At 41.0% G+C, this 12,015-nt stretch carries 9 protein-coding genes and 1 tRNA gene; 3 read left to right on the top strand and 7 right to left on the bottom strand.

Annotation, left to right across the window (positions count from 1 at the left end; genetic code table 11):
• The first annotated feature begins 13 nt into the window (after nt 1-13).
• On the top strand, nt 14-646 hold the full coding sequence (gene nth, locus HUS62_RS12525; protein WP_054553695.1) for an endonuclease III: 633 nt from the start codon (nt 14-16) through the stop codon (nt 644-646).
• Nucleotides 647-763: 117 nt separating this feature from the next.
• Here the strand turns inward: nth and HUS62_RS12530 are convergent, their stop codons facing one another.
• On the bottom strand, nt 764-2,302 hold the full coding sequence (locus HUS62_RS12530; protein WP_175079774.1) for a S10 family peptidase: 1,539 nt from the start codon (nt 2,300-2,302) through the stop codon (nt 764-766).
• Between the two features lie 254 nt (nt 2,303-2,556).
• Between HUS62_RS12530 and HUS62_RS12535 the strand changes: the two genes are divergently transcribed.
• Both HUS62_RS12535 and gloA read left to right on the top strand, forming a co-directional pair.
• Entirely contained in the window at nt 2,557-4,464 is a 1,908-nt protein-coding gene (locus HUS62_RS12535; RefSeq protein WP_175079775.1) for an aminotransferase class V-fold PLP-dependent enzyme, read from the top strand.
• 219 nt (nt 4,465-4,683) lie between these two features.
• On the top strand, nt 4,684-5,082 hold the full coding sequence (gene gloA, locus HUS62_RS12540) for a lactoylglutathione lyase (protein WP_054553771.1): 399 nt from the start codon (nt 4,684-4,686) through the stop codon (nt 5,080-5,082).
• 10 nt (nt 5,083-5,092) lie between these two features.
• On the opposite strand, the gene HUS62_RS12545 is transcribed toward gloA, so the two are convergent.
• The 6 genes from HUS62_RS12545 to HUS62_RS12570 form a co-directional block, all read right to left on the bottom strand.
• A complete protein-coding gene (locus HUS62_RS12545; protein ID WP_175079776.1) occupies nt 5,093-7,330 on the bottom strand; it encodes an ATP-binding protein in 2,238 nt (745 codons plus the stop codon).
• On the bottom strand, nt 7,327-8,412 hold the full coding sequence (locus tag HUS62_RS12550; protein ID WP_175079777.1) for an extracellular solute-binding protein: 1,086 nt from the start codon (nt 8,410-8,412) through the stop codon (nt 7,327-7,329). Before HUS62_RS12550 ends, HUS62_RS12545 begins: the two co-directional genes overlap by 4 nt.
• A 146-nt stretch (nt 8,413-8,558) precedes the next feature.
• Nucleotides 8,559-9,707: an ABC transporter permease gene (locus HUS62_RS12555; protein WP_130166761.1), complete on the bottom strand. Its 1,149-nt coding sequence runs from the start codon at nt 9,705-9,707 to the stop codon at nt 8,559-8,561.
• 2 nt (nt 9,708-9,709) lie between these two features.
• Entirely contained in the window at nt 9,710-10,636 is a 927-nt protein-coding gene (locus tag HUS62_RS12560) for an ABC transporter ATP-binding protein (protein WP_062567026.1), read from the bottom strand.
• Nucleotides 10,633-11,580: an HlyD family secretion protein gene (locus HUS62_RS12565; protein ID WP_175079778.1), complete on the bottom strand. Its 948-nt coding sequence runs from the start codon at nt 11,578-11,580 to the stop codon at nt 10,633-10,635. Before HUS62_RS12565 ends, HUS62_RS12560 begins: the two co-directional genes overlap by 4 nt.
• A gap of 216 nt (nt 11,581-11,796) precedes the next feature.
• Nucleotides 11,797-11,872 (bottom strand) — tRNA-Glu (locus HUS62_RS12570).
• Nucleotides 11,873-12,015: the final 143 nt, after the last annotated feature.

The following is a 12,015-nucleotide window of genomic DNA, read 5'->3' on the forward strand; positions in this document are numbered from 1 at the left end:
GCTTTACGCCACCATGAATAAAGAAAAGCGCTATGAGATCTTATCTCGTTTACGTGAGCAAAACCCGCACCCAGAAACAGAGCTTGAATACTCAAGCCCGTTTGAATTATTAGTTGCGGTTACCTTATCAGCACAAGCTACAGATGTGGGTGTTAATAAAGCAACCCGTAAGCTATTCCCTGTTGCTAACACGCCTCAAGCGATTCTTGATTTAGGCCTTGAAGGCCTTCGCGATTACATCAAGACCATTGGTTTGTTTAATTCTAAAGCCAATAATGTCTATAAAATGTGTGAGATTCTGGTCAATAAACATAACTCAGAAGTACCAGAGAATCGTGAAGCGCTCGAAGCATTACCGGGGGTTGGCAGAAAGACTGCAAATGTTGTTTTAAACTGTGCATTTGGCTGGCCGACTATTGCTGTTGATACGCATATTTTCCGCGTATCTAACCGCACTAAGTTTGCTATGGGTAAAGATGTAGTTGCTGTAGAACAAAAATTAGAAAAAGTGGTACCTAAAGAATTTAAGGTCGATGTACACCACTGGTTAATCCTGCATGGCCGCTATGTGTGTACGGCTCGCAAACCTAAATGCGGCAGTTGTATTATCGAAGACTTATGTGAGTTTAAAGAAAAAACGGAATAGTTAAAGTCTTCTCTAAGCAAACAATCTAAAGGTGATGCTCTTCACCTTCCTCTATCACACCATAATCTCATTTTCTAAATGTGCCAAACACAGAGTTTGGCACATATAGTCTAGCCATTATCGCTGGTTTTGGCTCACCTGCTTTTTAATAAATTCTCGCGTATCTCTTAACAGCGCCACTCTTGCTGGTTCGTGAACATACATCATGTGACCGCCGTGATAATAGTGATAGTCAATTTTATCAGCGTATATACCGTGTCTATTTAAGGTGTATTCAGCATCAAAAAATGGCGTGACAATATCGTAATAACCAGAGGCGACCATCACTTTCATTTGTGGATTGCTGCGAAGAACATAAGATAAATCTGGCGCTGTATTGACGTATCTTGGCTCCCAGCCTTGTCCATCAGGCGCTGTGCGCCAGCGCCAGTTATCTGATAACTCAGGATCGCCTGGGTTTAGATATTTTCTTTTCCACTGTACGTTTAAATCTGTGCGCATGTATTTCATCAGTGCCGCTTTATATGCTGGCCCTATCACTTTTGACGCGTCTTGCTTAGGAGCTGCTGTTAAATCGTCTCGTTCATCAAGCTTATAACGTCCATCAAGAAAGCCTACTGCGACGCCCTCATCACGCAATAACTCTTTAGCGAATCTAAAGGCGTTAATGCGTAAATCAACCTGCTCAATATATTGTTTGCTTAGCCCTGTATAACGGTGCAGGCCGTCAACAATTTGCTTTCGGTCAGCTTTACTAAGGGCATTCCCCTTAAATAAGGCTGGTAGTAATTCATCAACTGCAAATTGTCGGCTCGCATCAATAAACGCTTCAAAATCTCCAGATGTGTCTACTTTTTTATGATACCAAGCGGTTGCAGCAAGTGTGGGTATGTAAGTGATATAAGAAATAATGTTGTCATCAACATAAGGGCTTGAACCTTGATAGTCTAAAGCTTGTGACACAAAAATAATGCCATTTACATTAATCAGGTGTTTATCCATAAGCACTTTAGAAACCGCAGCAGCTCGTGTTGTCCCATAGCTCTCCCCCAATAAAAATATTGGCGCATTCCAGCGATTTTCTTTTGTTAGCCACTGGGCAATAAAATCAGCGATAGAGGCTGCATCTTGATTTAAGCCCCAAAAGGCTTTGCTATCAGTGTCACCTAAAGCGCGCGAGTAACCTGTGCCAACAGGGTCCACAAACACCATATCAGTCACATCAAGTATCGTCTCAGGCGCATCTTTTAATTCGTAAGGAGCCATCCCTGGATGTGAAGCATCGCTTGGTACAACAACTCGTTTAGGACCATAGGCACCCATATGTAACCAATTAGACGATGAGCCCGGACCACCATTCCAGATAAATGTGACGGGTCTGTTTTTGTTATCGCTTGCAGCTATATAATCAAACGAAAAGATAGCAGCAGTTGGCTCTTCGTTTTTGTTTAATAAATAAGTTTCACCGGCTACAGCTTTGTATTTCAGCCTTTTGTCATTAAAAGTACCTTTATGCTGGGTCACAAATTTAGTGGCTTCGGGTATCGACTTTTTACTGTTGTTTGAATTTGAGACTTCATCTGCATTAACCGCGCTTGTACAAAACGCAAACAATGTAGAGATGACTACAGTTTTGAAATTGGCAACATACGCCATGTTTTATTCTCCCTCGCATGTTTATCTTTATTTTTATCTGTATCTGGCTTGAGTGGCTTTATCACTTATTGCCCAATTAACCGTGTACTTAAACGATTACTTTTACAGCAAGCACATGTAATTTCAACTATCTGCGATTAACATGTGAAAAGCTTATCCTGTCTCGGTACAAAAATATCAAAGTATTAATTTCACAAGCTTCCGTCCTTTCGTTATGCTGTTGAGTAATGTGAAATTTTTTTATATGAGTTGCTATGTTGCCTTTATTTCGTATCTTATTAATTGAGCAAGATCCTGCCACCTTAAAAGAGCTTTCAACGAACCTAGCAAAAACAATCCCCAATTTTGAGCGCAGTGATGTTGATATCGACATTATTGAGTGCATTGAGCTCAAGCAGGCGTTGAAATATGTAGAGGAAGATGGCGATATTCAAGCTGTGGTACTTAGTTGGGATGTACTGAATAATGGCGAGCGCACCTATAGCCGTTTTATCGAGCAATTAAAAGGCATACGCCTTGAGCTGCCTGTTTATGTTATTGGTGACGATACGAAAGGCTTGGAGATAGTTAACGAGTCAGAAGAAATTGAATCTTTCTTTTTCAAAGATGAGGTCATTTCAGACCCTGAAGCAATCTTGGGCTATATGATCAATGACTTTGATGATCGTTCAGAAACACCATTTTGGACCGCCTACCGTCGTTATGTGGGTGAATCGAACGATTCATGGCACACACCTGGTCACAGTGGCGGTGCTAGCTTTAGAAATTCTCCGTATATTAAAGACTTTTATCAGTTTTATGGCCGTAACGTATTTGTTGGCGACCTGTCGGTTTCTGTCGACTCGCTTGGCTCACTGTCTGACAGCACCAACACCATAGGCCGCTCTCAAGAATCAGCTGCGGCGACATTTGAAGTAAAACATACCTACTTTGTTACCAATGGGTCATCCACTTCAAATAAGATTATTTTGCAAACTTTGCTGCGGAAAGGCGATAAGGTGATCATTGATCGAAACTGCCATAAATCAGTACATTACGGCATTTTGCAATCGGCTAGTTTACCTATTTACTTATCGAGTATTTTAAATCCTAAATATGGTATCTTCGCGCCCCCTTCACTGGCTGACATTAAGCAAGCGATTGAACAAAATAGCGATGCTAAATTACTGGTTTTAACTGGCTGTACCTACGATGGCCTGCTTAGCGATTTAAAACAAGTGGTTGAATTTGCACATCAGCACGGTATTAAAGTGTTTATCGACGAAGCGTGGTTTGCTTACTCGCTTTTCCACCCGAGTTTACGCCACTACTCCGCTATTAATGCTGGCGCAGACTATGTTACCCATTCGGCACATAAAGTGGTTTCAGCGTTCTCTCAGGCGTCTTACATTCATGTTAACGACCCTGATTTCGATGCCGATTTCTTCCGTGAGATCTACAGTATTTACGCCAGTACCTCGCCAAAATATCAGCTCATTGCTTCGCTGGATGTATGCCAGAAGCAATTAGAAATGGAAGGTTATAAATTACTGAATGCCCTGCTGAATCATGTTGCAGAGTTTAAGCAGCAAATGGCTTCACTGAAACATATTAAAGTGCTCGATAAGCAAGATTTCATGGACATATTCCCACATTTTAGTGGCGATAACATGGGTCACGATCCGCTGAAGATCCTTATCGATATTAGTGAGTTACCGTATTCATTAAAGGATATTCATAAATTCCTATTAGATGAAATTGGCCTTGAAATAGAAAAATATACACACAGCACCATTTTAGTTTTATTGACTCTTGGTGGCACACGCTCAAAAATCATACGTCTTTACAATGCATTGAAGAAACTCGATAGCGGTAAAGTAAAACTTGCCACTTCAATGAGACGCACACGCCTACCAGAGAATCTACCCGCTATTGACTTAGCCTGTATTCCTAGTGATGCATTTTATGGCGAACGTGAATCTGTGCCAATTAGCAAAAGTAACAACCGAATTTGTGCCGGGTTAGTGACGCCTTATCCTCCTGGAATCCCGCTTTTAGTGCCGGGGCAACATATCACTAATGAGCATATCGAATATCTTAAAGAGTTGGCGGGTCAGGGCCTGACAATTCAAGGGAGCTTTGATGGCGAAATTTATGTACTTAAAGGTAAAGTGAAAAGCTAAGGTTTCACTTATACCGCAAAAACCTCATTGTTATGCAGCAATCCCTATTTATTGCTGCATAACATCACCCTTTTCATATCAAACGCTTTGTCTCAATGCTACTGTGCATGCAATCGAAATAATTTATAATCCATTTTTAAAAATTTTAATGCGAAGCGTTGTACCATGCTGCGTTATCGAAATTGTGCGAATTTAAAGACAAAAAAGAGGATGCTTATAATGCGCTTATTACACACAATGCTTCGCGTTGCTGATTTAGATAAATCAATTGAATTTTATACGCAGGTATTAGGTATGAAAGAGCTGCGCCGTGCAGACAACGAAGAGTACCGCTACACCCTTGCTTTTGTCGGTTATGGTGACGAGAAAGATTCGACCGTGCTTGAGCTTACTTATAACTGGGATACAGACAGCTATGATTTAGGTAATGCATACGGTCATATTGCTATCGAGTTTGATGATATTTATAAAGCCTGCGAAGACATTAAAGCTGCTGGCGGTAATGTGAGTCGTGAGCCAGGTCCTGTAAAAGGTGGCACAACTGAGATCGCATTTGTTAAAGACCCTGATGGTTATGCAATTGAGTTAATCCAGAAAAAAGATAACAACACTTTTTGATTCATACTGGCTATTTCAGCGGTTGCTGAGATAGCCAGTTTGCGAGTGCTTTTTCAAGTTCAGCAAAATTAATTGGCTTTGCGATATGGTCACTGATACCAATTTTTGCGCTATTTTCGATGTCGTCTTTCATAGCATTAGCACTAACCGCAATAATCGGCGTATCAAAATCTGGCCTTGCAAGTAAGTTTTCGCTGGCAGTTAATCCATCCATCACCGGCATTTGGATATCCATTAAAATCAGTGCGTAATCTTGTGTTAGGGTTTTCTCACAGGCAATTTGTCCGTTTTCTGCCAATTCATAATTTAGACCTAATTGAGTTAAATACTTAGTGATTACAATTTGGTTAATCGGGTTATCTTCGGCAATTAATATTGGCTTGTCGACGGCTTTAAAATCGAACTGAGTATCTTCATCTGACTGGTGTTCTTTTGCACTAGCGTCCTGTGGGTTTAGTGATTTAAAATTAACATTAATGGTAAACTCGGTACCTTTGCCAAGCTCACTGTCGATACCAATAGTACCTCCCATCAAATCAATCATCCCCTTACTGATGGCAAGCCCAAGACCGGTCCCTCCATATTCACGAGTGGTACTACTTTGCGCTTGAACAAAGGGATTAAACAGGGCCGTTATTTTATCTTCAGCGATACCAATGCCTGTATCTTTTACCGGTATCACGACGGCTGTCTGGTGTTCATCTCGGCTTTGCAGAGTAAGCGAAAGAATTATCTCTCCTTGATTGGTAAACTTAACGGCGTTAGAGAGCAAGTTTATCAGCACTTGTTTAACACGTATTTCATCACATTCTACATTCAGCGAATGTAATGAGGAGACCTCAAGTCGGCAGCCAACCCCTTTGGCATCACAACTCGGTTTAAATAGTAAGATTAGGTCATGGCAAAGCGCGACTAAATCACATTGTCGCGACTCGAGCTCTATTTTATTGGCCTCTATTTTTGAAAAGTCGAGAATATCGTTAATCACGGTTAATAACACATCACTACAGTTATTAATTTGCCTTACAAACTCTGCTTGCTCTTGTGTTAGCGTGCTTTTATTGAGTAGCTGCAAAAAGCCCACAATACCATTCATCGGAGTACGTATTTCATGGCTCATATTGGCTAAGAATTGGCTTTTAACTTGCTCAGAGCGCTCAGCGCGAAGTTTTTCTAATTGCAATGAAGTAATTTGTATATCAATGGTATCAGCCATGCTGCTGAGGGAATCTGCAATATCTTTAAACTCTTGATAATGAAAATCGTCGGTATCTTGTTTGTAATTACCTAATGCATATTCTCGGCTAAGAGCAGTAATACGATTTAGTGGGTTATGGAGACGTGCCGTCAACCAACGCACTGAAATAAATGAAATAATAGAGAGTCCTACAATTAACAACCCTGCCAATATAGCCGTTTGCTTTACAGCGCTGGTGTAGGTGGTTTTTGCTTCATTAATTTGGAACTGTAAACTGGTTGGCTTACCTGCATAAAAAACATTACTGATTGAGGCCTGCCCCATTAATTTGCCGTTATCGCCAACATCGCCCACGCTATATAAAATGTTACCTTGTGCAGTAATTTGTACCTGCTTACCTGCTTGATAAACCGGTTGTTCATTATGTATTGCAAGCCACTTTAACGCCTCTGATAAAGGCACAAAAGACACTAACACGCCCGTTTTGATTATTGGCTCACTAAGAGAATCTTGCTCATGTAACAACTTAGATGTAATTGCCAGTAAAGCATTTTGTTTTGCCTGTAGAGGTGCAAGTAACTCAGTGACTTGGGGGTTATCGATAAGTTGAATTGTGTTTTGCTCTATTGATGTTTGAGCACTGTCGAGAATGCTTTTAGTAAGTTTATAATTCAAATTTAAAGAGGTAATAGGATAACCTTCAACTATAAAGCCTTGATTATCAATTACAATCGATGCTTTTATCTGTGGATTCTGGGCAACAAACTCCTGCAGTTGTACAAGCGCGAACTGTGAGTACACCACTTTATTGGGCAGTTCTGTAATCGCTTTAGTGCTACTAAGCAATTGGCTATTTTTCTCAAGCTTAAATAAGAGTTGTTCAAGGCTGGCCGCATTATTTCTAGCTTGCCATTGCAAACTCGTATTTGCTTGGTCAATTGAGCTTAAATAGAATCGCCCTATCATCAAACCTGCAAGGATAAGTAGGGGAATAATGACCAGTAGTAATACACTGATAAATAAGGCGCGACTAAAGCGTGGACTACTCATTCATCCCCTTCATTGGCAATCGAGCGCTCTGCCAACCCTTGCATAAAAAGCCCCGCTTGCTCAGCAGTTAAGGCACCACTGCCATAACGAATAAAGCCTTTATTTAATACTTCCCACACGATGATCATAGATGCGGTTGAAGGCATAGGTTTTGTGAATTGTATAGCATCAATTAAGGTTGATAACTCAGTGCCTTGTTGTGATTTTAGGTTATTTAAAACCTCAGTGTTAACTGGGATATCTTGAAGTTTTTGCCAAACCAGTGTTTGGAATTTTTCTGCTTGAACCAATTTAGCAAATTTGATCAAATTGTCTTTATTAACACCATTTAAGCCATCATTTGGAAACGCCAGCACAAAGGTTGAGTAGTAAGGCTGCATATACTCACCATTGAGTTTCGGTAATTGTTGTATTCCTAAATTATTACCCAATGCCTCTTCATACGCTTTTAATGCCCATGCACCATCAATGGTGAAAGCGGCTTGCTGTGCTTTAAATGCATTATTTGAGCAAGTGTAATCGCACTGCCCATCAACCAGGTTTTGTTTATTTAAACCCCAAACAAATTTGAGAGCCGATTGCATTGCTGGTGTATTTAGCTGAACATGGTTTTCTACAATTAAGTCGCCATTAAAAGCCGATAAGAACGGGATAAACCAATACATTTCCATAAAACTCCATGTAACGAGTTTCACTTTTTCAGGTAATGTTGGTTGAATTTGGTATATATCCTGCCAATTTTCTATTGGTTGTTTAACAAACTGCTTATTATAAAAAAGTAACAAGTGATTCCCTTGAATGATAGGTATACCTAAGAGCTTATTGTTGAGCTTTGCAGTTTCTAAGGTTCGCTTGTCTGTGGTATCAGCTATGAGTGAGTGTGGAATGGTGCTGTAGTTGGCATATTTATCAAGGCCTAAGTGATCAGCGGGTACAATAACAACGTCTGTTGAGGTGCTGGTACTAGTATTTTGTACCAACCTTACCTTTAGCGCCTTTTGGTCAACCAATACAGAGTTAACAGTTAAACCGCTTTGCTCTGCAAACTCACTAAGCAATTGGTTAAAATGTTCATGCTTCATGGTATGGGCTAGGTTTATCGTTGCTGAATAGCAATCAAACGTCGCTAGTATCACCGCCAGCCAAAATACTCGCCACACGCTAATGTCTACTCAAAATGAATTAAAATTACTTTTTAGTTAAGCACATATGCCTTAAATTGCCCAGCCTAATCAAGGGTTTTCTTAAACCTAAATGCAGCCACAGCCAAGCCCAAAATTGTAAAGGCTAAAAGCCAAAGTAAATCACTGCTCATACTTATTAGATTGACATCTTTTAGCACGATTCCGCGTATTAACCTTAGGTAATGCGTTGCGGGTAGGCACTCAGCAAGCCATTGTGCTGCCTTTGGCATACCTTCATAGGGAAATACAAAACCTGATAATAAAATAGAGGGTAATAGAATGAAAATTGTCATTTGCATTGCTTGAAGCTGATTTTTAGCGATGGTTGAAAGCACTAAGCCAAGCACTAAACTGGCACATATAAAGGCAAAGGTTGCGACAACCAATGCGACTAAACCACCTCCAAAAGGAATATGAAACAAGAGCTTACCCATACCTAGTATAATAAATAACTGAATAAAACCAATGAAGATATAAGGCACCACTTTACCAATCATTAATTCAAGTGAGCTTAACGGTAAGGTGATTAAGAGCTCCATATTACCTCGCTCTTGCTCTTTAACAATGGCAGCAGAAGTAAACATAATCATCGTCATGGTTAAAATAACAGCAGCTAAACCTGGCACAATATTCACCGCAGAGCGTTGCTCTGGGTTATAAAATAAGGTCGTCTCAAAGGTAGGGTAAGTTCGATTCGCAGGTTTATCGAGAAGCTCTGCAAGCGGCATATTGCGCAGCGATTTTATGCTCGACGCTACCATTGTATCTGAGCCATCAACTAACCAATGCGCAATTGGCCTGACTAACGACTCATTACTGCCATCAGGCAAACCAAAACCAACGGTTGGGTGCTGAGCAAGTCGGTTTGCCACATCGTGGGGTATAAACAGCACAGCACGCACTTTCGCACTGGCGATTGCTGTTTGTGCCTGTTCAATACTGTCGTAATAATCCGTCACTTTAACCACATTTGTCGCCGATACTGTTTGTACTAAAATGCGACTGAGCGCAGTTTGACTATGATCGACCACTGCAACAGGGATATCTTTAACGTTGGTGTTAATAGCGTAACCAAATAGAATCAGTTGGATAAGGGGGATCATCACCACCATCGCAAAGGTCATTCTATCGCGACGTAATTGTAATAATTCTTTGCTTACAATTGCTTTTATCCGGCTTAATGAAGTCACAATACTCATTGTCTGCCCTGCCCTGTGCAGGTAACAAACACGTCTTCAAGGCTTGGACGCACACTATTTACTTGCCATGTATCCTGGCAGAATGATTGCTGTTTTATGAACTCAACGGGGTCTTGAACATCTTTTTTTACTAATACTCGCAGCTGTGCACCTAATTGAGTGGCTGAGATAACATGGTCGATTGTTGCTAGCTGTTTTTTTAATTCTCTGGTTTGCGCCCCTGCGATTTCAACAACATGAGCGTGCATGTCTGTCATTAATTGCTTTGGAGAGCCATCCGCGCGTTTAATACCAGATTCTAAAATGGCTAAACGATGACAACGCTCGGCTTCATCCATATAATGAGTAGTGACTAATATCGTGGTACCGGCATTACTTAAATCAAACAGTGTTTCCCAAAAGTCACGGCGATTTTGTGGATCTACAGCCGATGTTGGTTCATCAAGAAATAAAATTTTCGGTTTATTAATCACTGCAGCAGCCAATGCTAAACGCTGCCGTTGGCCCCCACTCATACTTCCGGCCATTTGATCTACTCTTTGATCAAGGCCATAGGTATGGAGCAATTCGTCAATTCTTTGTTGTTTTTGTTGCTTTTTAAACGGGTAAAGCGCCGCCATGAACTTTAGGTTTTCAAGTACGGTCAAGTCACTATAAAGTGAAAACTTTTGCGTCATATAACCAAGTTGCGTTCTGAGCTTTTCAGCATCTTTTGGCAGACTTAAGCCAAGCACGTTGATATCACCAGAGGTTGGCTTCAATAACCCCGTAAGCATACGGATTGCTGTCGTTTTACCACAGCCATTAGGGCCCAAAAAGCCATAAATTTGCCCTTGCTCCACGTCTAGATCAAGGTTATCAATCGCTTTTAAATCGCCAAATTGTTTTACCAAACCTTTGGCATGGATCACCGATTCAGTCATGGCATAATCACTTGAGCAGGTACGCCTGTCGGTAAATTATTTTCTCTTACCGGTAGTGTTACCTCAGCAAGATACATTAATCTCGCACGCTCTTCCTGATTAAGGGCATAAAAAGGCGTGAACGCAGGCTCTGAGGCAATCCAGGTCAGTTCACCCTGTATATCTTTATCTATGCCATCGACACGAACCGTAAGTGTCATGCCCTGATTGAGCTTGGCACGATATGGTTCAGGGATATATACGCGAGCGTAAGGTGCGCTGTTTGCTTGAATAATAACGACAGGGCTGCCTTTAGTAACTCGCTCACCTACGTGCCAAGGTAAATTATCGACCCTGCCAGCACGCATCGCTTTAATTGTCAGATCTGAGAGGTATTTTTGCTGTACTTTTAGTTCTGCTTCTGCCGCCTGAACTTGCGCTTTCGCACTATTAATATCTTCAACGCGAGAACCATTTGTTAACTCATTTAAGTTCTGCTTTGCTGATTCTAAATTAGCAAAAGTCTCATCTCGTGCAGCGGTAGCACTGTCTAAGGTTTCTTGGCTTGCGAGTTTATCTTTAACTAAGGTTTTTGCACGGCGAAAATTAGCTTCGCTTTGCGTATATGCAGCATTGGCTGCTGCTACTTTGGCTGATGCAGCAGCAACTTCTTCGGGGCGAGCACCATTCAAGGTTTTTTCAAGAAATGCAGTGGCTTGAGCTAATTGAGCTTGTGCTTTAGCAACAATCGCTTGTTGTAGTTCAGCATCGAACTTTGCAATCACCTGCCCTTTTTCGACCAACTGGCCTGCTGAGACGGGTAAATCGATCAGTATTTCGTTAGTCGTTGCAGGATGGATCACACGCTCACGCTCAAGCGTTCCTAGCGCTACTCCCTCATTTGAGTCTGAGCAAGCAGTAATGACTAAAGAAATTAGAATGAATACAACACGTTTAGCTAACATTTTAATTTCCTTATGGTTAGCTGATGAGTTGCTAAATACTATAAAGTAATAAAATGATCAGTAAAAGTGTTCAATAGGAATTAAAGTTTTAGAAATTTATGGGGTCTATATCGTAAAGATATATGGAGAATAAGAAATATTAAGTTGAAAAATCTTAGTTCTATTTGAAATGATATATAGATAGTCTTTCCAACACATCAACTTACTTAAAGTAAGTGGCGTCCCCAAGGGGATTCGAACCCCTGTTACCGCCGTGAAAGGGCGGTGTCCTAGGCCTCTAGACGATGGGGACACATAATGTGTCACTAGGACAACTGAATAGTTAAACTCGATTCAGACGAGCTCTTAACAACACAACACTTAAAGTAAGTGGCGTCCCCAAGGGGATTCGAACCCCTGTTACCGCCGTGAAAGGGCGGTGTCCTAGGCCTCTAG

Origin of the sequence: Pseudoalteromonas sp. 0303, assembly GCF_013349995.1 — a bacterium.
Taxonomy (GTDB): domain Bacteria; phylum Pseudomonadota; class Gammaproteobacteria; order Enterobacterales; family Alteromonadaceae; genus Pseudoalteromonas.

Coding starts and splice junctions, on each gene's coding strand:
- HUS62_RS12565 (WP_175079778.1), bottom strand. CDS start 11,580: ATGTTAGCTAAACGTGTTGTATTCATTCTAATTTCTTTAGTCATTACT.
- nth (WP_054553695.1), top strand. CDS start 14: ATGAATAAAGAAAAGCGCTATGAGATCTTATCTCGTTTACGTGAGCAA.
- gloA (WP_054553771.1), top strand. CDS start 4,684: ATGCGCTTATTACACACAATGCTTCGCGTTGCTGATTTAGATAAATCA.
- HUS62_RS12550 (WP_175079777.1), bottom strand. CDS start 8,412: ATGAAGCATGAACATTTTAACCAATTGCTTAGTGAGTTTGCAGAGCAA.
- HUS62_RS12535 (WP_175079775.1), top strand. CDS start 2,557: ATGTTGCCTTTATTTCGTATCTTATTAATTGAGCAAGATCCTGCCACC.
- HUS62_RS12545 (WP_175079776.1), bottom strand. CDS start 7,330: ATGAGTAGTCCACGCTTTAGTCGCGCCTTATTTATCAGTGTATTACTA.
- HUS62_RS12530 (WP_175079774.1), bottom strand. CDS start 2,302: ATGGCGTATGTTGCCAATTTCAAAACTGTAGTCATCTCTACATTGTTT.
- HUS62_RS12560 (WP_062567026.1), bottom strand. CDS start 10,636: ATGACTGAATCGGTGATCCATGCCAAAGGTTTGGTAAAACAATTTGGC.